19 protein-coding genes are annotated in these 25936 nt (G+C 52.9%); 10 read left to right on the top strand and 9 right to left on the bottom strand.

Annotated elements, in window-relative coordinates:
• The 4 genes from QEN31_RS22260 to QEN31_RS22275 all read right to left on the bottom strand — a co-directional run bounded on the left by QEN31_RS22260 (position 1) and on the right by QEN31_RS22275 (position 4655).
• Entirely contained in the window at positions 1-879 is an 879-nt protein-coding gene (locus QEN31_RS22260) for a [formate-C-acetyltransferase]-activating enzyme (protein WP_000171727.1), read from the bottom strand.
• Positions 845-3142, bottom strand: coding sequence for a formate C-acetyltransferase (locus QEN31_RS22265; protein ID WP_064239808.1), 2298 nt, complete (start codon positions 3140-3142; stop codon positions 845-847). The genes QEN31_RS22260 and QEN31_RS22265 overlap by 35 nt, the downstream gene beginning before the upstream one ends.
• Before the next feature lie 98 nt (positions 3143-3240).
• On the bottom strand, positions 3241-3561 hold the full coding sequence (locus tag QEN31_RS22270) for a PTS fructose-like transporter subunit IIB (RefSeq protein ID WP_000161258.1): 321 nt from the start codon (positions 3559-3561) through the stop codon (positions 3241-3243).
• 14 nt (positions 3562-3575) lie between these two features.
• Positions 3576-4655, bottom strand: coding sequence for a PTS fructose transporter subunit EIIC (locus QEN31_RS22275; RefSeq protein WP_064239809.1), 1080 nt, complete (start codon positions 4653-4655; stop codon positions 3576-3578).
• Positions 4656-4963: 308 nt separating this feature from the next.
• Between QEN31_RS22275 and ptsP the strand changes: the two genes are divergently transcribed.
• The 4 genes from ptsP to QEN31_RS22295 all read left to right on the top strand — a co-directional run bounded on the left by ptsP (position 4964) and on the right by QEN31_RS22295 (position 10135).
• Complete coding sequence (ptsP, locus tag QEN31_RS22280) at positions 4964-7465, top strand: phosphoenolpyruvate--protein phosphotransferase (RefSeq protein ID WP_023245394.1); 2502 nt, start codon at positions 4964-4966, stop codon at positions 7463-7465.
• 10 nt (positions 7466-7475) lie between these two features.
• A complete protein-coding gene (gene fsa, locus QEN31_RS22285) occupies positions 7476-8138 on the top strand; it encodes a fructose-6-phosphate aldolase (RefSeq protein WP_000424866.1) in 663 nt (220 codons plus the stop codon).
• An 11-nt stretch (positions 8139-8149) separates the two neighbouring features.
• The gene (gene gldA / locus QEN31_RS22290) at positions 8150-9253 is read left to right on the top strand and encodes a bifunctional L-1,2-propanediol dehydrogenase/glycerol dehydrogenase (protein ID WP_064239810.1); all 1104 of its coding nucleotides are present in this window, start codon (positions 8150-8152) and stop codon (positions 9251-9253) included.
• 258 nt (positions 9254-9511) lie between these two features.
• Positions 9512-10135, top strand: a complete 624-nt coding sequence (locus QEN31_RS22295; RefSeq protein WP_000666689.1) for a DUF1287 domain-containing protein — start codon at positions 9512-9514, stop codon at positions 10133-10135.
• A gap of 57 nt (positions 10136-10192) precedes the next feature.
• On the opposite strand, the gene katG is transcribed toward QEN31_RS22295, so the two are convergent.
• From katG to QEN31_RS22310, 3 genes are all read right to left on the bottom strand, one after another.
• Entirely contained in the window at positions 10193-12373 is a 2181-nt protein-coding gene (gene katG / locus QEN31_RS22300) for a catalase/peroxidase HPI (protein WP_000108103.1), read from the bottom strand.
• A 164-nt stretch (positions 12374-12537) separates the two neighbouring features.
• The gene (gene metF, locus QEN31_RS22305) at positions 12538-13428 is read right to left on the bottom strand and encodes a methylenetetrahydrofolate reductase (protein ID WP_000007508.1); all 891 of its coding nucleotides are present in this window, start codon (positions 13426-13428) and stop codon (positions 12538-12540) included.
• Positions 13429-13622: 194 nt separating this feature from the next.
• Positions 13623-15179, bottom strand: a complete 1557-nt coding sequence (locus tag QEN31_RS22310; protein ID WP_000865249.1) for a bifunctional metallophosphatase/5'-nucleotidase — start codon at positions 15177-15179, stop codon at positions 13623-13625.
• A gap of 135 nt (positions 15180-15314) precedes the next feature.
• On the opposite strand from QEN31_RS22310, the gene QEN31_RS22315 reads away from it, so the two are divergent.
• The 3 genes from QEN31_RS22315 to mscS all read left to right on the top strand — a co-directional run bounded on the left by QEN31_RS22315 (position 15315) and on the right by mscS (position 18532).
• Complete coding sequence (locus tag QEN31_RS22315; RefSeq protein WP_099949736.1) at positions 15315-16439, top strand: cytoplasmic protein; 1125 nt, start codon at positions 15315-15317, stop codon at positions 16437-16439.
• A gap of 234 nt (positions 16440-16673) precedes the next feature.
• Positions 16674-17672, top strand: coding sequence for a hypothetical protein (locus tag QEN31_RS22320; RefSeq protein ID WP_000406820.1), 999 nt, complete (start codon positions 16674-16676; stop codon positions 17670-17672).
• Positions 17673-17674: 2 nt separating this feature from the next.
• A complete protein-coding gene (gene mscS / locus QEN31_RS22325; RefSeq protein WP_000398249.1) occupies positions 17675-18532 on the top strand; it encodes a small-conductance mechanosensitive channel MscS in 858 nt (285 codons plus the stop codon).
• A 115-nt stretch (positions 18533-18647) separates the two neighbouring features.
• Here the strand turns inward: mscS and metL are convergent, their stop codons facing one another.
• Both metL and metB read right to left on the bottom strand, forming a co-directional pair.
• Complete coding sequence (gene metL / locus QEN31_RS22330) at positions 18648-21080, bottom strand: bifunctional aspartate kinase/homoserine dehydrogenase II (protein ID WP_000110806.1); 2433 nt, start codon at positions 21078-21080, stop codon at positions 18648-18650.
• Between the two features lie 2 nt (positions 21081-21082).
• On the bottom strand, positions 21083-22243 hold the full coding sequence (gene metB, locus QEN31_RS22335) for a cystathionine gamma-synthase (RefSeq protein ID WP_000197217.1): 1161 nt from the start codon (positions 22241-22243) through the stop codon (positions 21083-21085).
• Positions 22244-22507: 264 nt separating this feature from the next.
• Between metB and metJ the strand changes: the two genes are divergently transcribed.
• The 3 genes from metJ to QEN31_RS22350 all read left to right on the top strand — a co-directional run bounded on the left by metJ (position 22508) and on the right by QEN31_RS22350 (position 25935).
• On the top strand, positions 22508-22825 hold the full coding sequence (metJ, locus tag QEN31_RS22340) for a met regulon transcriptional regulator MetJ (protein ID WP_000852810.1): 318 nt from the start codon (positions 22508-22510) through the stop codon (positions 22823-22825).
• A 456-nt stretch (positions 22826-23281) separates the two neighbouring features.
• The gene (locus tag QEN31_RS22345; RefSeq protein WP_000899636.1) at positions 23282-25072 is read left to right on the top strand and encodes an aryl-sulfate sulfotransferase; all 1791 of its coding nucleotides are present in this window, start codon (positions 23282-23284) and stop codon (positions 25070-25072) included.
• Positions 25073-25272: 200 nt separating this feature from the next.
• The gene (locus tag QEN31_RS22350; protein WP_000792787.1) at positions 25273-25935 is read left to right on the top strand and encodes a TIGR02117 family protein; all 663 of its coding nucleotides are present in this window, start codon (positions 25273-25275) and stop codon (positions 25933-25935) included.
• Position 25936 lies beyond the last annotated feature (1 nt).

Below are 25936 nucleotides of genomic sequence, written 5' to 3' on the forward strand. Positions count from 1 at the left end.
TTAACCTCCTGTGGTGACCTGAAATCCTGCTTGCTCCGTCATCTCCCGAAACAGAGCGATCTCTTGCACCGACGGCGCGGGAATATCTTTCATCATCCATGATTTTCCAAGCAGCCGGTATTTCGGCTCGCCGTACTGATGAAACGGTAGCAGGTGAACCTGCTTTATTCCTAATGATCTCAACAATGTTAACGCGCACTGCAGATTCTCTGCGTTAAGCGTAAAGCCAGGAATCAACGGCAAACGAGGGATCACCGTGATTCCCTCGCTAACCAGTAACCGTAAATTCTCCAGTACGCGCGGCAGATTCATGTTGATCACCTCGCGCGCCCGCTCCGCATCCATAATTTTCAGATCAAACAATACCTCATCACACGCCCTTGCCAACGGCAGTAGACGGCTGGCCGACGTATCGCCAGCCGTTTCAATAGCACAAGGAACGCCCCAACGCCGCAATCGCTGTAAGAAGCGCGTGGCGAACGGCGCCTGCATCAGCACTTCGCCGCCAGAAAGCGTCACCCCGCCGCCGGAAGTACGAAAGAAGATGTCGTCTTTCAGCACTTCGCGTTCCAGTTCATCCAGCGTAATATCACGCCCAATACGCTCAAACGCGCCGGAAGGACATTCGTCGGCATCCCGCAGACACGGCGTGCAACGCAGGCATTTATTTTCCCGGCGCACCGTTTCAATGCGCGGCGAGATAGATTCCGGATTAGCGCACCACGGACAGGTATGCGGACAGCCCTTAAAAAAGACCACCGTACGAATCCCCTGCCCGTCATTCAGCGAATAACGCTGGATATTGAAGATACGCGCGGTCTCCTCATCGCGCGCCCCCACAACCTCACAACTGATGCGCGGTGCGGCGAATAATGTCATCCTGAATCTCCTTCGACAGCTCGACAAAGAAGGCGCTGTAGCCCGCCACGCGCACCACCAGCCCCGCAAAATCCTGAGGCCGTAGCTGCGCTTCGCGCAATGTGTCGGCATTCACCACATTAAACTGGATGTGCTGCAGTTTGAGCTGGGTAAACGCGCGCAGGAAATCCGCCAGCTTGCGCAGTCCCGCCTCTCCTTCCAGAGTCGCAGGAGTAAACTTCACGTTCAGCAACGTACCGTTCGACAGCAGCGTGTTATCCAACTTACTTACTGATTTTAGTACCGCCGTCGGCCCTTGCATATCCTGTCCGAGCATCGGCGACAGGCCGCCATCCGCCAGCTGTTCTCCGGCAAAACGCCCGTCCGGTGTCGCGCCGACCACCGCTCCCAGCGGCACATGCGCGGAAACCGTGTATGAACCCGGCGTAAACTGGCCGCCGCGCGGATTCTGGTATTTTTCCACCTCTTTGCAGTAATACCGCAGCAGTTCGGCGCTGATGTTATCGACATTATCAATGTCGTTGCCATATTTTTCGAAGCGGTTGATAAGCCTGGCGCGGATCTTTTCCCCTTCTGGCGTGGCGAAGTTGTTTTTCAGGATCGACAGCAGCGCATCAAAACTCAGGCGCTGCTGATCGAATACCAGCCCATTGAGCGCATGAAGGGAATCACTCAGGTTGGCGATACCGATGCCCTGTACGCCCGAAAAGTTATAGCGCGCGCCGCCGTCGGTGATGTCTCGCCCTTTCTCCAGGCAGTCGCTGATAAACGAAGAGAGCAGCGGCACCGGCGCCCAGTCACGATGGCCGATATCGCAAATATTGCTGCCTTCTACCATTAGTGTAATGTAGTGACTGATTTTGGCGCGAATATGCGCCAGCAACGCCTCATAAGTAAGAGTGTCGTTGCCCTCATTTTCATACAAGCTGATTTCCATCACTTTCAGCAGATTAAACATGGCGATGTCATGCAGCCCGTAGGTTCTGCCCGGAATCGACAGCTCAACACATCCCACCACCGCATAATCGCGCGCATCCTCCAACGACACGCCACGGTTAAGGAACGCGGGAACCACCACTTCGTCATTGAAAATCTGTGGAATGCCGGTACCGAGGCGAATGGTCTCGGCGGTCTTGAACAGGAACGGCGTATCAATCAGCGCGTTAGTGCGCACGCCGAGATTCGGCTGCGGCAACTGCACGCTCTGGTAGGCATCCAGGCAGAGAAAAGAGAGCACGTTTACCGCGCTGCGTCCGCTTTCCGTCAATCCGCCCAGCAGCGCGGTGTAACCCGTCGGGAAACCAGCAAAATAGCGCGCGCTACTGGTGGAACGCAGCAGCACGATATCGTTGCATTTCACCCACAGCGACTCGAGCAACTCTTTCAGGAACGCCGGATCGTCGCCCTGAGTGAGCGAAGTCTGATAAAACGGCAGCATGTACTGGTCGAAGCGCCCGAGCGACAGCGAACTGGCGTTGGACTCGTACTGCAAAATAATGTTCATGTACCAGAACAGCTGACATGCTTGCCAGAACGTCTGTGGTTTGTGCTGCGCGTTATGCCGCGAATTGGCGGCAATGGTGAGCAGTTCCTGACGACGACGAGCGTCCGGGCAGCGCTCCGCCTGCTGTTCCGCCAGTACGGCATAACGCAGGATGTGGCGTTGCGATGCCTCAAGTAACAACAGAGCGGCCTGATAAAAGTCGTTTTCCGGCTGTTGCTCGCAGCGCGCGCGCATCTGCGCCGCCAGTTCACCCAGCCCGCTATTGAGCAAGCGTGGATAATCAATAATGATATGCCCCTGCCCTTTATCCGTCTGGTTAATGCTAAAAATCTGGGTGCTGACGGCGGCTTTCACCTCATCGGTCATCTGCCCGTTAATAAAATCTTTCATCGACCGTTTTTCCCAGTACGGGAATAGAACCTCACGATAGAGGCGCTTATCCTCTTCGCTGATATCAAAACGGTCCTGCGGACGCGTCGGGAACCGATCCAGCTCGTTAAGCAGCCAATACGGGTCCATTTCCGGCGACATAATACCCGCGCGCGGCTTAACGGTTCGGTTTCCGGCAATCAGCTCCTCGTCACGAATCGAAATTTCAACATGTTCAAGGATATACGCCGTCGCTTTGGCGCGGCGCAAAATGACCGGTTCGCCCTCCGTCTGCTGATGGCTGGCGGTATAAAGCAGCGCGCGCTCCAGAGAAATTTCACGGTGATTCTGAAACAGAGCGGCTTTGAGGCGTTGAATACGATGGGTCATGAGGAGCTCCTGTGGACACGAGCGCCGGATGGCGGCATAAATCTCTTATCGGGCCTGTGAGCAGGCCCGATAAACTTGCGCCATCGGGCATTTTAACGTTACGCGGTTTGCGAAAGATGGGCGTCAATCTTGTTCATAATGGCGTCGGCGCGTTTTACCGCGTCGCTGATATTGACGCGAACGATAGTTTTACCCGCAAACCGCTCTTCGAACTTGATGCCGATATCTTTAGTCAAAATCACCATATCGGCGCTCGCCACATCCTCTGCCGTCAGTTCATTTTCCAGCCCAATCGAGCCCTGAGTCTCCACTTTCACATCCCAACCTTTCGCTTTGGCTGCGCTTTCCAGCGCTTCAGCCGCCATATAGGTATGCGCAACACCAGAAGGACACGCGGTTACTGCAATAATTTTAGTCATGGCTTATTCCTCGCTTAATTCATCTCAAAATCTAAAGCCAGGTCGTCTTCTTTTTCGTCAACTTGCGACACATTCTTACGCGTCAGGCTTTTCAGCACGTTAACGCAGACTGCCGTTACCACCGCGCCCACGGCGACTGCCGCGACATAACCCAGCTTGCCTTCCACGACTGGCAGAACAATTAAACCGCCCCAACCGGCATAACACTGCGCGCCAAACAGCGCGGCCATTACCGCACCGCAAGCGGAGCCCACCATAATGGATGGGATCACGCGCAGCGGATCGGCAGCGGCGAAAGGAATCGCCCCTTCCGTTACGCCCACGCAGCCCATGACCAGCGCGGCTTTACCGGCTTCGCGCTCTTCAACAGAAAAATTCTTGCGGCCAATCAGCGTCGCCAGCCCCAGTCCCAGTGGCGGTACGCAGATGCTCACCGCGGCGATAGCCACCACGGTATATACGCCCTGCGCCACGCAAATCAGCATGAACGCATAAGCGACTTTGTTAACCGGGCCGCCCATATCAAAAGCCAGCATCAGCCCCATGATCACCGCCAGCAGCACGATGCTGCCCTGCTGCATCCCTTGCAGCCATTGGGTCAGGCTGCTTGTCAGCGCACCGATCGGTTCGCCCAGCCCCCACATCATGATGCCCGCGGTGATAAAAGTGCCAACGATGGGAATCACAAAAATAGGCATCACAGAACGCAGCACCTTATGCACCGGGATTTTCTTCAAGTAATGCACCACGATCCCGCCGATAAGTCCGGCGATAAGTGCCCCGAAAAAGCCCGCGCCGAAGCTGTTACCCACCCAGGCACCAATCGCGCAAGGAGCCAGCGCGGAGCGTTCGGCAATGGAGTAGCCAATGTATGCGGCGAGGAAAGGCACCATCAGCGTCAGCCCAGCGACACCGATATCAAACAGTTTTTTAAGATTCGGATCGGTGGCGGCATCGGGTACGGCGCCCTTGCCATATAGCATGACGGAGACTGCCAGCAAAATTCCGCCAGCCACCACAAAGGGGATCATATGCGAAACACCGGTCATCAGGTGCTGGCGGGTATTTTTCAGGATCTGTACCAACTCTTTCATAAGTCGCTCCCGGGCTGGATAAAGCCCATGTCCATAAAGTTACTGCGGAAAACAATAGGCAATCCATTGTCGCGCAGACAGTGGATAAAAAGGCCATTTACTGGATTTTTGTAATATCAGTATAAAAATGCGATCCGCTTCATAACTTCTGAAAAAGGTAAAACCTGCGCTACCACGCTAAGTTGTGAGACAACTCGCACTTTTTGCGCTACATTACATTTATCCAGCTTTTGACAGATTTGTCACATGGCGTATTCCGGCTACCTCCTTTTATGCTGTAGCGAGAGAATCGTTATGGGAGAGAGGCAATGCCCCTGATTGTGGAATTTACCTGTGAACTGCCGAATGGCGTACATGCGCGCCCGGCAAGCCACGTAGAAACGCTGTGTAATACCTTCACGTCGCAAATTGAGTGGCACAACCTGCGCACCGATCGCAAAGGCAGCGCCAAAAGCGCGCTGGCGCTGATTGGCACCGACACGCTGGCTGGCGACCACTGTCAGCTGGTGATTTCCGGTGCCGATGAACAGGTTGCCTGTCAGCGTCTGAGTCAATGGCTGCGCGATGAATTCCCACTCTGCGACGCGCCGCTGGCGGAGATTAAAAACAGCGAACTGGAGCCGCTTCCGGCGTCGTTGACCCAGCTGAATCCGCAGATTTACCGCGCCCGTAGCGTGTGTAGCGGCAGCGCGGGCGGCGTACTGACGCCACTCTCTTCCCTGGATCTCAATGCGCTCGGCGAACTCCCGACCGCCAACGACACAGAAACGGAACAAGCCGCGCTGGACAATGGCTTAGCGATGTTGATAAAGCATATTGAGTTTCGTCAGCTCGACAGTGACGGTGCCGCCAGCGCGATTCTGGAAGCCCATCGTTCACTGGCAGGCGACGCTTCACTGTGTCAGCATTTACTGGACGGCGTTCTGCGCGGTTTAAGCTGCGCGCAGGCAATCGTGGAAAGCGCGAACCATTTCTGCAATGAGTTCGCTCGCGCCAGCAGCAGCTATTTACAGGAACGCGCGCTGGATGTTCGTGACGTTTGCTTCCAGTTACTGCAACACATTTACGGTGAGCAGCGCTTTCCGGCGCCGGGCCAGTTGACCCGGCCATCTATCTGTATGGCGGAAGAGTTGACGCCAAGCCAGTTCCTCGAACTGGATAAAACCTTTCTCAAAGGTCTGCTGTTAAAAAGCGGCGGCACCACTTCGCACACGGTGATTCTCGCCCGCTCATTCAACATTCCCACCCTGGTTGGCGTGGAGATTGAGGCCTTAACACCGTGGCGTCAGCAGACGGTTTATATTGACGGCAACGCAGGCGCGATTGTCGTTGCGCCTGACGAGCCTGTCACTCGTTACTATCAGCAGGAAGCCCGCGTGCAAGACGCCCTGCGCGAACAGCAGCGCATCTGGCTGACCCAGGAAGCGCGCACCGCTGACGGCATCCGCATGGAGGTCGCCGCCAACATCGCGCACTCCGTCGAGGCGCAAGCGGCCTTTAGTAACGGCGCGGAAGCGGTTGGCCTGTTCCGCACAGAAATGCTGTATATGGACCGCGCCTGCGCGCCGGACGAAAACGAGCTGTACAATATTTTTTGCCAGGCGCTGGAGTCCGCAAAGGGACGCAGCATTATTGTGCGCACAATGGATATAGGCGGCGATAAGCCCGTTGATTATCTGAATATTCCTGCCGAAGCCAACCCATTCCTCGGCTATCGCGCCGTCCGTATTTATGAAGAGTACGCTTCTCTGTTTACCACCCAGCTACGCTCGATCCTCCGCGCGTCCGCCCACGGCAACCTGAAAATCATGATCCCGATGATCTCCTCTATGGAAGAGATTCTGTGGGTCAAAGAGAAGCTGGCGGAAGCCAAACAGCAGCTGCGTAATGAACATATCCCGTTCGATGAGAAGATCCCACTCGGCATTATGCTGGAAGTGCCGTCGGTGATGTTCATCATCGATCAATGCTGTGAAGAGATTGATTTCTTTAGTATTGGTAGTAACGATCTAACACAATACCTGCTGGCGGTAGACCGTGATAACGCCAAAGTCACTCGTCACTACAACAGCCTGAATCCCGCCTTCCTGCGCGCGTTGGATTTCGCGGTGCAGGCGGTACATCGTCAGGGCAAATGGATTGGTCTGTGCGGCGAACTGGGGGCCAAAGGTTCGGTTCTGCCATTGCTGGTAGGTCTGGGGCTGGACGAGATCAGCATGGGCGCGCCGTCGATTCCCGCCGCCAAAGCGCGGATGGCACAACTCGACAGCCGAGCCTGCCGCCAGTTGTTGAATCAGGCGATGGCCTGCCGCACCTCGCTGGAGGTGGAGCATCTGCTGGCGCAGTTCCGCATGTCGCAGCAGGATGCCCCGCTGGTTACCGCCCAATGCATAACGCTTGATAGCGACTGGCGCAGCAAAGAGGAAGTGATTAAAGGCATGACCGACAATCTGCTGCTGGCGGGCCGCTGCCGCTACCCGCGCAAACTGGAAGCCGATCTATGGGCGCGCGAGGCGGTATTCTCCACCGGACTGGGCTTTAGCTTTGCCATTCCGCACAGCAAATCGGAACATATCGAACAGTCCACCATCAGCGTGGCGCGCCTGAACGCGCCGGTACGCTGGGGAGATGACGAGGCGCAGTTCATCATTATGCTGACGCTTAACAAACACGCCGCGGGCGACCAGCATATGCGTATTTTCTCGCGCCTGGCCCGCCGCATCATGCACGAAGAATTCCGCAACACGCTGGTTAACGCCGCTTCCGCCGACGCTATCGCCAGCCTGCTGCAACATGAACTTGAACTGTAAAGGAAAGACTATGGAACTCTATCTGGATACCGCTAACGTGGCGGAAGTTGAACGTCTGGCGCGCATTTTCCCGATTGCCGGCGTCACCACCAATCCAAGCATTGTGGCAGCCAGCAAAGAATCTATCTGGGATGTGCTGCCCAGGCTGCAAAACGCCATCGGCGAAGAAGGCACTTTATTTGCGCAGACCATGAGCCGCGACGCGAAAGGGATGGTGGAAGAAGCCAAACGACTGAATAACGCCATCCCCGGCATTGTGGTGAAAATTCCGGTGACCGCCGAAGGTCTTGCAGCGATTAAATTGCTGAAAAAAGAAGGCATCGTGACGCTGGGCACCGCCGTCTACAGCGCGTCGCAGGGCCTGCTGGCGGCGCTGGCGGGCGCAAAATATGTCGCTCCCTACGTCAACCGCGTTGATGCGCAGGGCGGCGATGGCATTCGTATGGTTCAGGAGCTGCAAACGCTACTGGAACATCACGCGCCCGACAGCATGGTACTGGCGGCCAGCTTTAAAACGCCGCGGCAGGCGCTGGATTGCTTACTGGCAGGTTGCCAGGCGATTACCCTTCCTTTAGATGTAGCGCAACAAATGCTCAATACGCCTGCGGTAGAGTCGGCAATAGAGAAGTTTGAGCAAGACTGGAAAAACGCTTTTGGTAATCTGAACCTGTAGGAGAGAAATGTATGGATCGCATTATTCAGTCACCAGGTAAGTATATTCAGGGTGCAAACGTCATCGCGCGTCTTGGCGATTATTTAAAACCAATGGCGAACAACTGGCTGGTTGTGGGCGATAAATTCGTGCTGGGATTTGCCGAAGAGACGCTGCGCAAAAGCCTGACGGATGCCGGTTTGTCAGTAGAAATCGCCCCGTTTGGCGGCGAATGTTCGCAAAATGAGATCGACAGGCTGCGCGCCGTCGCCGAAAAAAGTCAGTGTGGCGCCGTACTGGGTATCGGCGGCGGTAAAACGCTGGATACCGCCAAAGCGCTGGCGCACTTTATGAACGTCCCGGTCGCTATCGCGCCGACCATCGCCTCTACCGACGCACCGTGCAGCGCACTCTCGGTTATTTATACCGATGCCGGTGAGTTTGACCGTTATCTGCTGCTGCCGCATAACCCGAATATGGTTATTGTCGATACGCAGATAGTGGCGGGCGCGCCGGCGCGTCTGCTGGCAGCCGGTATCGGCGATGCACTGGCGACCTGGTTTGAAGCGCGCGCCTGCTCACGCAGCGGCGCCACCACAATGGCGGGCGGCAAGTGTACACAGGCCGCGCTGGCGCTGGCGGAGCTATGCTATAACACGCTGATCGAAGAAGGCGAAAAAGCCATGTTGGCCGCCGAACAGCACGTCGTCACGCCAGCGCTGGAACGCGTCATCGAAGCCAACACCTACCTGAGCGGGGTCGGTTTTGAAAGCGGCGGTCTGGCCGCAGCGCACGCGATTCATAACGGTTTAACGGCGATTCCGGATGCGCACCACTATTATCACGGTGAGAAGGTCGCTTTCGGTACGCTGACGCAACTGGTGCTGGAAAACGCGCCGGTCGAAGAAATCGAAACCGTTGCGGCGCTGTGCCATTCCGTTGGCCTGCCGATTACGCTGGCGCAACTGGATATTAAACAGGATATTCCGGCCAAGATGCGCACCGTCGCGGAAGCCTCCTACGCAGAAGGTGAAACTATTCATAACATGCCTGGCGGCGCAACGCCGGATGAAGTGTACGCCGCGCTGCTGGTCGCCGACCAGTACGGTCAACGCTTCTTGCAGGAATGGGAATAAGGTCTGAGCAATACTCCTGACGATAGTCAGGAGTATTTCAGCTTGCTGACCCAACAGAATTCAGTTGCCGAATATCGACACAGGCACCTTATCTGGCCTTGTTATCCAATCATCCAGGCCGGGTAAGCGAAGCGCCATCATCAGGTATTCCATAGCCTGGAATCAGTCCATTTTGTCCTGAAATAGACTTTTTTATCACGCACCATTCTCTCCGCGGAAAGTCAAATGACGTACTGACACACTTCACGGACGAAGAAGATGAAATTCGCACAGGCGCTTATCGGTATTCTTGCTGCTTTTTTTATTAGCCATATCTCTCATCATTCGCCACGCTCTGATACCAGACCAATAACCGTTCAGGCGCAAACTAATGCTGCAATCGCCCAAAGTGCCGGGACGCAAATAGGTAAGACGCTATTTTATGATGCTGCCTATGTTCGTCTGGATTATCCGAATGGCGATCTTCCGCTGGAGCGTGGCGTATGTGCAGATGTCGTCATCCGCGCGCTGCGCAGTCAGCAGGTTGATTTACAGAAACGGGTACATGAAGACATGCAGGCGCATTTCTCTGCCTACCCGAATAACTGGAAGCTGAAACGCCCGGACAGCAATATCGACCATCGCCGCGTTCCGAATCTGGAAACCTGGTTCCAGCGTCAAAACAAAGCTTTGCCGGTGACAGATAAATATAGCGATTATCAACCGGGAGATATTGTCTCCTGGCGACTGGATAACGGCCTTGCGCATATTGGCGTGGTATCCCTGAACGTCACGCCTGAAGGGGTGCCGCTGGTTGTGCATAACATAGGCGCGGGAGCACAGGAGGAAGATGTATTATTTAACTGGAAAGTCACGGGGCATTTTCGTTATTTTTCGCATTAAACGAGGAAAACGTCAGCGACTACCGAATAGCAGCCGCTGACGAATTAACCTGTCAGATTATTGCAGATCGAAACGGTCCAGGTTCATCACTTTCACCCATGCCGCGACGAAGTCCTTCACAAACTTCTCGTGCGCATCGCTACACGCGTAAACTTCCGCCAGCGCGCGCAGTACGGAGTTGGAACCAAACACCAGATCGGCGCGGGTCGCCGTGTATTTTACCTCGCCAGTCAGACGATCCCGGCCTTCGAACAGCTCATTAGCGTCGTCGGTGGGCTTCCACTCGTAACGCATATCCAGCAGATTAGCGAAGAAGTCAGTGCTGAGCACGCCCGGTCTGTCGGTAAAGACACCGTTCTGGCTGCCGTCAAAGTTGGTTCCCAGCACACGCATCCCGCCAACCAGTACCGTCATTTCCGGCGCGGTCAACGTTAACTGCTGCGCTTTATCAATCAACAGCGATTCGGTCGTCGACACATCCAGACGCGCACGATAGTTACGGAATCCATCAGCAATCGGTTCAAGCAGCGAGAACATCTCGATGTCGGTCTGATCCTGACGCGCATCCACCCGGCCCGGCGCAAAAGGTACGCTGATGCTGACACCCGCAGCAGCGGCCGCCTGCTCGATACCGACCACGCCCGCCAGCACAATAATATCGGCCAGCGAGGCTTTATTCGTCGTTTTCTGGATCTCTTCTAATACCGGCAGAACGCGAGCCGCAACGGCGTTGACATCCCAGTCGCGCTGAGGCGCTAATGCCAGACGCGCGCCGTTAGCGCCGCCACGCTTATCGCCGCCGCGGAAAGTAGACGCGGATGCCCAGGCAACCGAAACCATCTCGCTAATAGAAAGCCCGGATGCAGCGATCGCCGCTTTCAGGTTGATAATGTCTTCCTGCGTTGGCTGATAGAGCGGTTGCGGCAACGGGTCCTGCCAGATCAGATCTTCTTTCGGCACTTCCGGTCCGATGTAACGCGCTTTTGGTCCCATATCTCTGTGCGTCAGTTTGAACCAGGCACGAGCAAAGGCTTCATTAAAGGCCTGCGGATCGTTAAGGAAACGACGGGAAATCTTCTCGAACTCCGGATCAAAACGCAGCGTCAGGTCGGTGACCAGCATGGTTGGCTTACGTTTTTTCGACGGATCGAACGGGTCCGGGATGATGTCCGGCGCGTCTACCGCTTCAAACTGGATAGCGCCAGCCGGACTACGGGTTTGTACCCACTCATATTTGAACAGGTTCTCGAAGAAATAGTTGCTCCACTGGGTCGGCGTCTGCGTCCAGACCACTTCCAGCCCGGAGGTGATAGCATCCGCGCCAACGCCACTACCATAGCTGCTGGCCCAACCTAAGCCCTGCGCTTCAATCGGCGCGGCTTCCGGATCGGCCCCTACATGGGATGCCGCTGCCGCGCCGTGGGTTTTACCGAGGGTATGCCCGCCAGCGATCAACGCCACGGTCTCTTCGTCGTTCATCCCCATATTGCCAAAGGTAGCGCGAATAGCGGCGGCGGCAGAAAGTGGTTCGCCGCTGTGATCCGGCCCTTCCGGGTTAACGTAGATAAGGCCCATCTCGGTCGCGCCCAGCGGCGCTTTTGCCAGCGCTTCAGGGTGTCGGTGAGTCAACCAGGCTTTTTCATCGCCCCAGTTCACATCCAGATCCGGTTCCCAGACATCTTCACGCCCGGCGCCGAAACCGAAGGTACGGAAGCCGGAGTTTTCCAGCGCCACGTTACCCGCCAGAATAAACAGGTCGGCCCAGGAAATTTTCTGGCCATATTTCTGCTTAATCGGCCACAACAAACGACGCGCCTTATCCAGGCTGACGTTATCCGGCCAGGAGTTAAGCGGCGCAAAACGCTGTTGACCACGACCCGCGCCGCCACGACCATCAATAGAACGGTAGGTGCCAGCGCCATGCCAGGCCATACGAATAAACAAACCGACATAGCTGCCCCAGTCAGCGGGCCACCACGGTTGTGAATCGGTCAGCAGCGCCTTGAGATCCCCTTTCAGGGCGGAGTAGTCTAACTTGCTAAACTCTTTGCGGTAGTCAAAGTCTTCACCCAGCGGGTTAGAACGGTTGGAATGTTGATTCAAAAGATCCACGCGAAGCTGGTTCGGCCACCAGTCGCGGCTGGCAGTCCCTGCGCCTGCGCTTCGGTCATGCCCCCCCTGATGGAAAGGACATTTTCCAGTGGATAACGTGTTATGGGTATCGTCGGTCGTGCTCATATCTCAGCTCCCTTTTAAAGTGTTACCGTTACGATATACACCAGGAGCAAATAGATATAGTTGAATTAATCCACAGATTCGATAGCTAATACCTTTTATATTTTTAGTTACAGAGATGTAGATCAATATGAGTTGTAATAAAGCTCCCGGCAGGGAGCTGGAGGTTATAAACCCGGTCTTACGCCCAGCGTGTGGCAAATGGCATAACTCATTTCCGCACGATTCAACGTGTAGAAGTGGAAATCCTTCACTCCTTCACGGCTTAAAATTTTCACCATGTCCATCGCAATGTTAGCGCCCACCAGCTTGCGGGTTTCTGCGTCATTATCCAGCCCCTCAAACATCAGTGACATCCAGGACGGAATGCGGACATTGGTCATATCGGCAAATTTTTTTGCCTGTTTAAAGTTAGACACCGGTAAAATGCCGGGAATAATTTCTACGTCGATACCGGCAGAAACACAGCGGTCGCGAAAACGCAGGTAGCTTTCCACATCGAAGAAAAATTGGGTTATCGCGCGGTTAGCGCCAGCATCCACTTTACGCTTCAGATTAAGCAGATCGGCCTGCGCGCTTTTCGCTTCCGGATGTACCTCCGGATAGGCCGCTACTGAAATATCGAAATCGGCCACCTCTTTGAGCAAACCAACCAGATCGGCGGCGTACATCTCCGGCTTACCGCTGCCCGGCGGCAAATCGCCGCGCAAAGCGACAATGTGGCGGATACCGTTATTCCAGTAGTCGCGGGCGATGGTGCGCAGTTCATCGCGCGTGGCGTCAATACAGGTAAGGTGCGGCGCGGCCTCAAGCCCAGTACGCTCTTTGATGCCTTTAATAACGCTATGGGTGCGGTCGCGTTCCCCGGAGTTGGCGCCATACGTTACCGAAACAAACTTCGGTTTCAGACTGCTCAGGCGATCGATGGAGTTCCACAGGGTTTGCTCCATTTCACTGGTGCGCGGCGGGAAAAATTCAAACGAAACGTTAATCTGACCCTGTACTTCCGCCAGGCTCTGATTCAGGGCTTCCCGCTGGTTGGCGTGAAAAAAGCTCATACCTTACCTCATCAATCGCATGTTATTATTTGTTGTGTTGTAAACATCTATCCGTTTAGACGTCCAGATGTAAAAATGACGGAAAAGCAGAAGGACGTCAACTGAAAAATCACGCCAAAGAATGAGGAATATTCAGCAAAGTTGAATTTTCTTCATGTCACGCCGCGACACTGAACGCGCCGCGGCAGGGGAAATTACTTCTTCACATCCGCAACGCGCATTCCTTTGAGCTGCTCATCCGTGATGGTGTTGCCCGCCTTAAAGTAATCAACTATCGCATTCGACACATAGTAGCCGCCGGAGGTGTTCCGCGCCTGGCCTTCCGTGAATGCCGCAAAACCATCGCCGCCGTCGGCAAGGAAGCTGTTGGTAGCGATGTGATAAACCGTAGCATCGTCAATCGGCTTGCCATTGAGCGTCAGCACGGTAACCCGCTGGCCGATAGGTTTGCTGCTGTCATACTTCATCTCCAGCCCTTTAGACACCTGCAATACGCCGTTGCTTAAGCCAGCGCCATGCTCCATCAGGCTGCGCAATTGTTTACCGGTTAAATCCATCGTGACCAGTTCATTAGGGAACGGGAAGGTACTGATTACCGCCCCCATCGTCACCGCGCCAGCCGGGATTTCGTTGCGGATACCGCCAGAGTTAGTAAGCGCTAACTGGGTGTCTTTCCCCGCCGTAAAAAGCAGCGCATCCGCCGCCAGATTCCCCAGCGACGACGATTCGCCATACGCGCGGGTCAGCTCAACCGGCGACTGCGCCACCGTTTGCTGCACGACTTTATCGAGCTTTTTGTTCCAGCCGTCGATCACCTGTTTCGTTTGCGGATCTGGCTTCCACTCATCAGCAAAAATGGTCTTCAGCTCGAAGTTCTTCACCGTAAAGTGGTGTGGTTTCTCTTTGTAATCCAGCACCAGTTTACCCACATCAATACCGCCGCTGTCCGTTGAGAGGATCAGCGTATTACCGACTTTAATCGGTTCTGGCGTACCGACATGCGCGTGGCCGGTAATCAAAATATCCAGCCCTTTTACCTGACTTGCGGTCTGAATATCTTTATCCAGCGCGCGTCGCACATCGGTATTCCCCATGCTGGACTGGCGGGCCGGGGTGCCTTCGTGGATCAGCGCGACGGTCAGATCGACTTTACCTTTAAGTTCATCAATGTAACGTTGCAGCCACTTAATTTCATCGCGTGCCTCAATGCCCACGCGCGTCGCGGCGGATACCGTATCATTAAAAGCAAAGACACCGTGTAAGCCGATTACGCCAATCTTGACGCCATCTTTTTCAACAATGGTGTACGGCTTATCCCAGAAGGATTTACTGCTGTCCTCATAAAAAATATTGCCCTGTACGATAGGGAATTTCGCCCGGCTCAGTTGCAACAATGTATTGTCCCAGCCATGATCGAACTCATGATTACCGATAGTGGCAGCGTCATACTGCATGGTATTCAAAATATCGATAATCGCTTTACCCTTCGTCAGGCTGCTGATATACGGTCCGGTAAAGTAATCTCCGGCATCAAAAAACCACGTCGCCTTATTTTTGGCTTTTTCCTGCTTCACCAGCGTGGTGATATTGGCCCAACCGCCAATATCGCGTTTACCGTCAGCAATCCACGGTACTTTATAAGGCTCCACATGGGCGTGTAGATCGTTGGTGTAAATAATGGTGACATCTTTGGCGCAGGCCCAGAACGGCAGCGTGAACAAAATACCGGCAGCAAGCAGTTTTACTTTCATAAATAAGTCCCTTTCAGTCATATAAAGATTCGCTACGTTACGTTCTGAAAGGTTTTTTTATGTGAGAGTCCTCACACCCGCGTACCGTTTTATGAAGGCAGAATCAACGACCTGCCAAAATCGTTGGTAAAATGTATGCCGCCTCTGTTCACCATTAATGCCTGCAAAAGCGCTGGTTGTCGCAATCTTGGGCTGCCTGACTCGCCGGATTATGTGTGGCCGGACTATCGCCTGGGTTATCCGGCATTGCATTGTCGAGCCTGCGGCAGTTATCCGCCGCTCTTCAACGAGGGGGAATTTCGCCGCTGGGCGTCTGCTTATATCGCGCAATATGCCAAAGAGCATGGTCACTTTTGCCCCGACTGCTATCAAAAAACATGGATTCGTTATGGACGTAATCCCGGCGGAACGCAGCGACTTCAGTGCCAGTACTGTAAGAAAGTCTGGACGCCAAAACAGCACGCGCTGAATGTCGCCGAAACGCCGGAACAGATTTGCAGTATTCCGCTGCTCGTACCGTTTCAGGGAGCGAATGCCTTCCAGCAATTGTACTTTTTATTCAGTTTTGATGCTGTTCGCGGCAATATTCTTCACCTTTCCAGCAATTTCACGTTACTGTCTGCCGGAAAAAGTTTGCATTACCACTGGAAAGGAATTGCGCCGCCCGAGGGCGAGAAGGGCGATATTATTCACCGTATCGCCATTAAAGAACGGCAATTTTTACAGCGAAGTCAGTTCGATGAGATTCAGTATGGCCCGGCGGCGCTTAAACGTAACGCGCAAGGAACAATACTTCGCCCGGTCATTACGGCGCATGGTCATTTTCGGGTGCTGAAAAACCGCTTTCCTGATGTCGCGACACACATCATTGCCCATGAGTGTTTTTTGCGCGGCGCGGTCATTACGGCATGGGCGGAGCGGTTTCGCCAGCGTCTCTCCTCGCTGTGGTTCGTTGAGGAAGAGATAAACGATGACGATTGCCGCGCAGAGTGGCAACTGTTAGGCAAAACATGGCAGGGATGGTGGCAAAATCAGTGGCAACTCTGGGGGCAAGGTCACAACCGCAAAATGGTCTGTTCGTTAACCGGTTCCCACTTAGAACAAGGTGTCGCCGTTAATCTGGCGGCCAGTCGCCGCTTTGTTACCTGGCTATGGCAACAACCTGAATTCCAGCAAAGCACCCACTATTCCGCCAAACGCGTCACGCAAATTCTGTATTTTCTGACGGAAAAATATAATTCACAATGGAATCACATTTAACCCAATGATGTAATGCCACGCATAAAAAATCACAGATTATCATTCAGAAGGCGCTATAGATTTAATCACCTCACATCCTGCTTTTATACGCTGAAAAAGAATAGAACTATTTTATAAAATGGCCCTTCGTTTTAAGTTAAGATCGGCTATAAACGTTATTCACATAATCAATATTTATTATCAATTTAAATAGTTCTATACATTCTTATTTTCTATGGAAAACAAGGGATAAATATGGAAATTACTTTACCGTCAATGTCAGATAAAAAATGGACCTGCGCCGATCTCCTGAGTAGCTATCGATTCTGGGGGATCACTTTTTTCTTTTTGGTGCTCTCTTTTATCAGTTCGCTGGGATCGTCGTATGGTGTTTATTTTTGGAGTAAATCACTGTCTATTCCAGCCGATCGTATTGGTGTTATTCTCGTTTGCGGCCAACTGGGATACCTCCTGGGTATGGTTGCCAGCTGGTTTGTCTGCCGTATAAAAAATTGTTACCCCTTCTACTTTGTTGCGCTCCTGTTAATCATTGGCGTGGTCTGTTCCTTCTGCATAAATGGCCCGTCTGACGTAGTCAGGCTTATCATAGCGCAGTTTTTAATTAATCTGGGTATGGGGATCATAACGCTGTTAGTCCCCATGCTGCTTTTCAGCGCTATCGGCAGTGCTCAGACATTTGTTATTTTATTTAGCCTCTGCTTACTGTTCAAATTTATCATCGCTGGCTATCTGTCTATATTTATATACTCAATTCCTTATATAGGAATAATCGTAATTACTTTAGCGGTTATCGCGCTTTTGCTACTATTACCGCTCAAAAAAGAACTTTTCTATATTGCACCGCCCAAAAGGTTCTCATCAACCCAGCGACCTGAGTGCGCAGAACCCCTTGTCGTCGCATTATTGGGCTTTTTCATTCCATTTTATATTATTTATTGGTTCTTCAGAATTCACCGGGAAATGCAATTTGTGGCGCCTTCGCCCCGACTCATGACCGCATGTGGCGCGGGATGGCTGTCAGCCATTATGCCGTTTGGCACAGCCATATTGTGTCTGACGCTTAGCGACGAAATCCGCGCTCTGCTGGCGAATAAAAACGAAGATGGCGGAATACGAACCGGCTGGACACTATTCTGGGCGTTACTGCTGCCACCCGTCGGCGCGGCGATTATCCAGGCAAAAATGAACCGTTTTATTACCGCTAATACCGCGGATACTGCTGACAGAGGATAAACATGGAAGGTTTTGAGTTATTTCCAAAAATTAAAGGCGCGATCAAATGGATGGCCGAGCACAGTGACTCGGTAATTCATTTTGGCTGGAATGTTGTTGCCGCCATCATTCTACTTTTCATCGGTAAGTTAATAGCTCGCTTACTATCGAGGGGGCTGGAAAAATTACTTCTCAGGCGGCAAGTGGATGCCACTATTGTCCACTTTTTCTCCGCGCTGGTTCGCTACATCACGATAGCTTTCACGGCAGTAGCCGCTCTTGGCCGTGTCGGTATAGAAACCTCCTCAATTATTGCCGTTATCGGCGCGGCGGGTTTAGCCATTGGCCTGGCGCTGCAAGGGTCACTTTCCAACTTTGCCGCAGGCGTACTGCTTGTCTCCCTGCGTCCTTTCCGCGCCGGGGAAATTGTACAAATTGGCCTGGTTATCGGCACAGTAGAAAAGGTCCATATTTTCTCCACCACTCTGCTCACTGCGGATAGCAAAGAAGTTGTCATCCCGAATGGTAAAATTATTGCTGATAATATTATCAACTATTCACGACACCCCTATCGACGTATTGATCTGATTATTGGCGTGGATTACCAAAGCCGTATTGCTGACGTAAAAAACGTGATACATCGTATTATTGAGCAAGATCATCGCATTGATAAAACCCGCGATATTACGGTCCGCCTGGGCGAACTTGCGCCCTCTAGCCTGAATTTCTATGTTCGCGTATGGGTGCCCAACGCTCAGTACTGGAGTACTTACTACGATCTTCTGGAAAATATCAAGGAAGCAATGGATGAAAACGGCATCAATATTCCTTACCCCCGGATGGATGTCCGGGTTGAGAATGTAAAAAGCATCACGCCATAATGTTTCGTCAGCAATCGGATGGCGCTTCGTATATCAGTATCTACAGAATGACTGCATAACGTATTGATGAGGGAGCGAAGCGCAACCCGGCGCTTCGCTCACGAACTTGCCTTTATTACAGCAACTGCGCCAGACGGTTGATATCCGACTGAATCGCCCCGGCGGTCACATCGCGACCCGCGCCCGGCCCACGGATCACCAGCGGGTTATCGCGATACCAGCGGCTTTCAATAGCAAAGACATTATCGCACGGCAGCAGCGCCGCCAGCGGATGTTCCGGACGCACCGCTTCAACGCCGACGCGCGCTTTGCCATTGGCGTCGAAACGCGCCACGTAACGCAACACCAGCCCCAGTTCGCGGGCTGCCTCCAGACGCTGCACCATCTGTTCATTCAGCGCGTCGCCGTTTTCGAAAAAGTGATCGATAGATCCTTCTTCACAATGCGCCGGCACCAACGATTCTACACGCACCTGATCCGGCTCGATGTCGTATCCCGCCTCGCGCGCCAGAATCACCAGCTTACGCATGACATCTTTTCCGGAAAGATCGACGCGCGGATCGGGTTCGGTCAGCCCCTGCTGCCAGGCCTGATCCACCAGATCGGTGAACGGCACCGTACCGTCAAATTGCAGGAACAGCCAGGATAGCGTCCCGGAGAAGATCCCGCTGATCGAGAGAATCGTATCGCCGCTGTCAATCAGATCCCGCACCGTGTGGTTGATCGGCAATCCCGCGCCCACGGTGGCGTTATACAGCCAGTAACGCCCGGTTTTTTCAAACGCGTCATGAATCTGGCGATACTTATCGCTGGCGCTTGCGCCCGCCAGTTTATTGGCGCTAATCACATGAAAACCGTGGCTGGCGAAATCAAGGTACTGATCGGCTAACTGTGCACTGGCGGTTACATCCAGCACCACTAAATCATCATACGGATGCGCACGCATCCACAGGAATAGCGACTCTTCGTCCTGCTCAACGGCTTCATCATCAAAGAATGCCAACGCGCGGCTGGCGTCCAGCCCTTCATAATTCAACAGGCTACGGCGGCTATCCACCACGCCCGCCAGCACAAATTCAAAACCAGTACGCGCGGAAAGCGTGCTTTGTTCACGGGCAAACAGTTCCAGCCAACGGGAGCCGATGTTCCCCTTACCGAACAGCATCAGGCCAATGCGTTTTTCGGCGCGGAAAACAGACTGATGCAGCCCCTGAATCAGGCTCTCAGTTGGGCCGGTACGCAGCACCGCCACCAGACTGATGCCCTCCTCCGACTGCCAGGTAAACTCCACTGGCTGACCTTTCAACTGCTGCCAGAAGCGATGGCAGTGTAGCGGATTGCGAGTGACGCCCGCACCGACCATCGCCACCAGCGCCAGCCCCTGTCGCAGGCGCAATTCGCCCGGCAGCCCGACATCGTCGAGGAGTTTCAGTACGCTATCCGCTACCTCGGCGGTATAGCAGAACTGCAATAGCTGGCGATCGCGATGCACGCCCACCGCCAGCGGACGCACCTGCGCCCGTTTTAAAATGTGGTCGAGCTCTTTATGCGCCAGCCTGAAATCCTGGCTGGCTGGCACCTGAAACTCAATCAGACAGATATCATCGTGACTGGTCACGATACGCGCGCCCGTCCCGGAAGCCAGCACTCGTTCAATTCGGGTTGACCCTTGATCCGGCGTGTAGCTACAGCGCAACTGCAAATCGATATCGCTGCCGGACACTGGCTGTAGCGTGCGGGCGTGCAGAACAGGCGCCGCCAGACGCGCCAGCTCGCTGGCTTCGTCCAGACGCAGCAACGGCAGCAGGCAGGCATCTTTCACTTTGCGCGGGTCGGCGCTATAAACGCCCGCGACATCGCTCCAGATGGTCACGCGGGAAACGCCCGCCAGCGCGCCGATTTGCGTGGCGGAATAGTCGGAACCGTTCCGGCCTAACAGGACTGTTTCGCCGTCATGATTGCGGCTGATAAAGCCGGTCACGACCAGACGTTTGCCCGGATGCTGCGCCAGTAGCTGCTGCAATAAAGGATAAGATAGCCCTTCATCAACCTGCGGCTGTGCGGCGCGTTCGGCGCGTAAAAATGCGCGCGCGTCCAGCCAGGCGGCATCCAGCCCCTGCTGATTCAGGACGGCGGACATCAATCTCGCCGACCAAATTTCGCCGTGTCCGACGATCTCAGCATAGACGGCATCCGTTACGCCGCCGTCGAGCAAGGCGGCAAGACGTTCCAGATCGCTAATAAAAGCGCTGGTTAAATCATCTGCCGCGTCGGCGGGAAGCAGCCCGCTAATCAGATCGCACTGGTAGCGGCGTAACGTCTGTAATACCTGATGCGCAGAAAGGCGATCGGTCTGGCTTAACTTGAGCCAGCTAATCAACTGGTTGGTGGTACTGCCTGCGGCGGACACTACCATCATATCGTCAGGCTGCGAATACTCCGCCATAATGCCTGCGACACGCAGGTAACACTTCACATCCGCCAGACTACTGCCGCCAAATTTATGCAGTTGACGACCTTTCGCCCCTGCCTGCGCAATCACACTCATGTTTACCCCTTGTTTGCAGCCCGGAAGCCATTTTCCAGGTCGGCAATTAAATCTTCGCCATCTTCAATACCGGTGGAGATACGCAGTAGCGTTTCGGAGATCCCGGCGGAGGCACGCGCCTGCGGCGACATCCCGGCATGCGTCATGGTGGCGGCGTGAGAGATCAAACTTTCCACTCCCCCTAAAGATTCCGCCAGCGTAAACAGCGACAGCCCGCCCAGAAAACGACGCAGCGTCTCCTCATCCCCATCCAGTTCAAAACTCAACATTGCGCCAAAGCCTTTTTGCTGGCGCGCGGCAATTTCATGCCCCTGATTTTCCGGCAGCGACGGATGATACAGTTTTTTCACCAACGGCTGGGTTTGCAGATATTTCACAATCGCCTGCGCGTTGCGCTGCGCCAGCTCCATACGCGGCACCAGAGTTCGCAAACCGCGCAGCAGCAGATAGCTATCAAACGCCCCGCCGGTCACGCCAATATTATTCGCCCACCACGCCAGTTCAGTGACCACTTCCGGATCTTTAGCAATCACCACGCCGGCCACGACATCCGAATGACCGTTGAGATATTTCGTGCATGAATGCAACACCAGATCGGCACCCAACGCCAGCGGATTTTGCAGCGCCGGGCTTAAAAACGTGTTATCAACGACGCTCACTGCGCCCGCCTCGCGCGCCAGCCGACAGATTTTCGCAATATCCACCACGCGTAACAATGGATTACTTGGACTTTCTACCAGTACCAGCTTCGGTTTTTCTTCCAGCGCCGCCTGTAAGGCGCGTTCATCGCCCTGATCGACAAACCGCACACGATAACAGCCGCGTGTCGCCAGACTGTCAAACAGACGATAACTGCCGCCATAGCAATCATGCGGCGCGACCAGCAGATCGCCCGGCTTGAGGAAAACGGTGGTGACCAGATGAATCGCCGACATGCCGGTATTCGTCAATACCGCGCCCGCGCCGCCTTCCAGTTCCGCTAATGCGCGCTGAACAACATCACGCGTGGGATTACCGCGGCGGGAATAATCATGCGCGCGCGGCTCATTGAAACCGGTAAAGTTATAGGTACTGGAGAGATGGATTGGCGGCACAACGCAGCCGTATTGTTCGTCATCGTTTAATCCGCTACGCACTGCGATAGTGGCCTGTTTACGCGTCATATGAAGATATTCCTGGCTGAGTCGGTGAAAGTCAGGCCACAGATTAACCACTACCACAATAGACGTCAATACATCTGGACATCTAAACTTCTTTGCGTATAGATTGAGCAAACCGCAAATAGCCGTTAAAATTATATGCATTAGCGCACATCTGCGACCGCTAACTTCGTGTCAGGGCCGCGCCACTACGGTAAACTACGCGCGATTATGGTCCGGGCTCAGGTTCAGACCTCAATATTAATGACGAAGAGGATTAAGTATCTCATGGCTGAATGGAGCGGCGAATATATCAGCCCATACGCTGAGCACGGTAAGAAGAGTGAGCAAGTCAAAAAAATTACGGTTTCCATTCCTCTGAAGGTGTTAAAAATCCTCACCGATGAACGTACGCGTCGTCAGGTGAACAACCTGCGCCACGCCACCAACAGCGAGCTGTTGTGTGAAGCATTTCTGCACGCCTTTACCGGGCAACCCTTGCCGGATGATGCCGATCTGCGAAAAGAGCGCAGCGATGAAATCCCGGAAGCGGCAAAAGAGATCATGCGTGAGTTGGGGATTGATCCGGAAACGTGGGAATACTGATAGCAAAGCATGCGGTCAGAACGCCTCTGGCCGCGCTTTTTTAACGATTCCCCTTGTACACGGCTATCTCCGACATTGTTCTAAATGTTCATCTTCCCGAATAACCCTCGGTGGATAAATTTGTCAGACATGATAAGTTTCTCTTCGTTATTTTCCTGGAAAAAATTCCCGGCATGTTATAACCGATATAATTTTATTATATTTAAACTTCTAATATTTATTTAATGTTTCACGTAGCAAAGCGCATATGAATAATAATACAGCGCCATATATTTACTGAACAAATAGTATAACAATGAGTATTGTTAAAAAGACTATGGACACCTCATATTTGTGACCAACATCATTATTCCCCTCCGCGGATTGTTTTACTTTTTTAAATGTTTTTTCATCTCCGATAAATAAGAAGGTTAATATACATTCATTTTATCGATAATATCGAATGGGGAAATAAATATGTTATTTACAAGGAAAGTCTTACCTGTATTATGCTGCCTGTGTTTGAGCGGCAGCGTTTTGGCCTCAGGCGTTTTAGACCCAAACAGGCCAATGGTCGCATCAGCAGATGTCATTCCAGTCCATGAAGGGCCATTAGGTATGGTCGATGTCGCTCCCTACGGCGGCGTTTTCCCATTAACAGCAATCATTAATAAAGCCAATCATAATGTACAGGACGTGAAGGTTACCGTTTTAGGGAAAGGGGAAAAAGGCATCCCGATCAGTTATGATGTCGGCCCGCAGGCTATAAATACCCATGACGGCATACCTGTATTTGGCTTGTATCCAGATTATGTCAATAAAGTTAAAGTTGACTGGACTGAAGAAGGTAAAAAACAAACTTATACGTGGTCCATTTACGCCGCACCGGTATCATTACCCTCTACTACCGGGCAAACTGCCGTTCTTCCTACGGTAGAACCGGTTAAAGTCGATAGCTCGCTTAAAAACCGCTTATATCTTTTTAACCATATAACGGGGATGCCAAGAGCCGGCCACATTATGCATGTCGCAGGCGGCGCGGCGAACTGGGATTATACCGGTATCAACTGGATTAGCGATACGAATGGCGATGTTCGCGGCTATATGAATATTGATAAATTCCGTAACCAGGATGATATAACGCGCTTTGGTTCCATGATGGGCTTCCATCAGGTTAACGATGGCAATCTTATGTTTGGCCAGGGTCAACGTTACTTTAAATATGATTTCTTAGGCCGCGTTATTTCCGATAAACGACTGCCAAAAGGATTTATTGATTTTTCGCACGCCATTACCGAAACGCCGAAAGGCACCTACCTGCTGCGTGTCGCAAAAGAAAATTATCCATTAAATGGTAAATACACCATCAATACTGTGCGTGATCATATTCTTGAAGTTGACCAGAACGGCGATACCGTCGATTACTGGGATCTGCCAAAAATCCTCGACCCCTATCGTGACGACGTTATTCTGGCGATGGATCAGGGAGCGGTATGTTTGAGCGTCGATGCCGAACATTCCGGTCAGGTCATGACCAAAGAGCAGCTTGCAAAACAACCCTTCGGCGATATCGCGGGCTCCGGCCCGGGCCGCAACTGGGCGCATGTTAACTCCGTCAGCTACGATCCTCGCGACGACAGCATTATCATTAGCTCGCGCCACCAGTCTGCCATCATCAAAATTGGTCGCGATAAAAAAGTGAAATGGATACTTTCCGATCCATCCGGCTGGAAAGGCGAACTGGCGAAAAAAGTGCTGAAACCCGTAGACAGCAACGGTAAACCGCTAACCTGCGAAGCGCACCACTGCGACGGTGGATTTGACTGGACATGGACACAACATACCGGTTGGTTAGTGCCATCCAAAAGCACCGGAGGTAAAACCGTCGTGACCGCCTTTGATAACGGCGATGCGCGCGGCATGGAACAACCGGCCATGCCATCAATGAAATATTCCCGCGGCGTGGAATATCAAATTGACGAAAAAAATATGACGGTTTCCCAAATGTGGGAATATGGTAAAGAGCGCGGTTTTGACTGGTACAGCGCCATTACTTCCGTCACGGAATATCGCCCGGAAACCAAAACGATGTTCATGTACTCGGCCACAGCGGGAATGAGCGGTACAAAACCGATCGTTTCCGTTCTGGATGAAGTCAAAGACGGTACTCAGGATGTGATGCTGGAGCTAAAAGTACACAGTAACCGTGCCGGTATGCTGGGTTATCGGGCGCTGATTATCGATCCAGAGCAGATGTTTAAAAAATAAAGCGAGATAGTAAAAGTAAAACAGGCGGAAGCTAACTTCCGCCTGAATGGTTAAAACGTATTGTAGTTATGACATTCGCCTTATTGCCCTCGAAGAGGAATGCAAAAATATCAATGAATTACCAATCCGGCACCGACCCGATAAGCGCAGCGTCATTAGACAAACGCCACAACATACCGCGCCTTTGCTGGTGATATGTCATGAAAAATCTCTTTATCGCCTGGATAAGTTTATTGCTATATGGCTGCACAACCTTTCCACAAGCCGTAAAACCTACGACAGGCGGACAGCCCTCCCCGACGGAAATCTATATCGTCAGTCATGGCTGGCACACGGGAATTATTGCGCCGGCCCATGATGTTAATACCGTTCTGCCACAGCTTAAAAAACGGTTCGCTCAGGAGACGCAGTGGTATGAAATCGGCTGGGGCGATAAGGGCTTTTATCAGTCACAAGAAATAACCACCGCGCTTACGCTCCAGGCCATGTTCTGGTCATCCGGCGCGGTTATGCACATCGTCGCCTTTTCCGGTAAACCAGAACGCTATTTCGCCGGTAGCGAGATAAAATCACTGCTCCTGCACACAAACCAGCGTAACAGTCTGATGCGCTATCTGGGCCGCAGCTTTGCGCGTGACGAAGAGGGTAATCTGATTCCGTTAAAACAAGGAATTTACGGCGATAGCCAGTTTTACGCCGCGAATGGCCGCTACGGCATACTCAATACCTGCAATAAATGGACAGCGAAGGGGCTGGAAAGTGCGGGACTGACTATAAATCCTTCGTTAAAACTCACGGCAGGAAGCGTAATGAAAGCGATTACGGATCACAGAATGTGTCTGAACAAATACTGTTATCCCTAGA

Source organism: Salmonella sp. SA15303 (assembly GCF_029962125.1).
Lineage (GTDB): Bacteria > Pseudomonadota > Gammaproteobacteria > Enterobacterales > Enterobacteriaceae > Salmonella > Salmonella enterica.

What these genes read in the sequence shown, in the direction of transcription:
- metL (WP_000110806.1), bottom strand. Translation starts at nt 21,080, where the DNA reads ATGAGTGTGATTGCGCAGGCAGGGGCGAAAGGTCGTCAACTGCATAAA.
- QEN31_RS22315 (WP_099949736.1), top strand. Translation starts at nt 15,315, where the DNA reads ATGCCGCCTCTGTTCACCATTAATGCCTGCAAAAGCGCTGGTTGTCGC.
- metF (WP_000007508.1), bottom strand. Translation starts at nt 13,428, where the DNA reads ATGAGCTTTTTTCACGCCAACCAGCGGGAAGCCCTGAATCAGAGCCTG.
- QEN31_RS22295 (WP_000666689.1), top strand. Translation starts at nt 9,512, where the DNA reads ATGAAATTCGCACAGGCGCTTATCGGTATTCTTGCTGCTTTTTTTATT.
- mscS (WP_000398249.1), top strand. Translation starts at nt 17,675, where the DNA reads ATGGAAGGTTTTGAGTTATTTCCAAAAATTAAAGGCGCGATCAAATGG.
- QEN31_RS22265 (WP_064239808.1), bottom strand. Translation starts at nt 3,142, where the DNA reads ATGACCCATCGTATTCAACGCCTCAAAGCCGCTCTGTTTCAGAATCAC.
- QEN31_RS22260 (WP_000171727.1), bottom strand. Translation starts at nt 879, where the DNA reads ATGACATTATTCGCCGCACCGCGCATCAGTTGTGAGGTTGTGGGGGCG.
- QEN31_RS22275 (WP_064239809.1), bottom strand. Translation starts at nt 4,655, where the DNA reads ATGAAAGAGTTGGTACAGATCCTGAAAAATACCCGCCAGCACCTGATG.
- metB (WP_000197217.1), bottom strand. Translation starts at nt 22,243, where the DNA reads ATGACGCGTAAACAGGCCACTATCGCAGTGCGTAGCGGATTAAACGAT.
- katG (WP_000108103.1), bottom strand. Translation starts at nt 12,373, where the DNA reads ATGAGCACGACCGACGATACCCATAACACGTTATCCACTGGAAAATGT.
- QEN31_RS22350 (WP_000792787.1), top strand. Translation starts at nt 25,273, where the DNA reads ATGAAAAATCTCTTTATCGCCTGGATAAGTTTATTGCTATATGGCTGC.
- gldA (WP_064239810.1), top strand. Translation starts at nt 8,150, where the DNA reads ATGGATCGCATTATTCAGTCACCAGGTAAGTATATTCAGGGTGCAAAC.
- ptsP (WP_023245394.1), top strand. Translation starts at nt 4,964, where the DNA reads ATGCCCCTGATTGTGGAATTTACCTGTGAACTGCCGAATGGCGTACAT.
- QEN31_RS22320 (WP_000406820.1), top strand. Translation starts at nt 16,674, where the DNA reads ATGGAAATTACTTTACCGTCAATGTCAGATAAAAAATGGACCTGCGCC.
- QEN31_RS22310 (WP_000865249.1), bottom strand. Translation starts at nt 15,179, where the DNA reads ATGAAAGTAAAACTGCTTGCTGCCGGTATTTTGTTCACGCTGCCGTTC.
- fsa (WP_000424866.1), top strand. Translation starts at nt 7,476, where the DNA reads ATGGAACTCTATCTGGATACCGCTAACGTGGCGGAAGTTGAACGTCTG.
- QEN31_RS22270 (WP_000161258.1), bottom strand. Translation starts at nt 3,561, where the DNA reads ATGACTAAAATTATTGCAGTAACCGCGTGTCCTTCTGGTGTTGCGCAT.
- metJ (WP_000852810.1), top strand. Translation starts at nt 22,508, where the DNA reads ATGGCTGAATGGAGCGGCGAATATATCAGCCCATACGCTGAGCACGGT.
- QEN31_RS22345 (WP_000899636.1), top strand. Translation starts at nt 23,282, where the DNA reads ATGTTATTTACAAGGAAAGTCTTACCTGTATTATGCTGCCTGTGTTTG.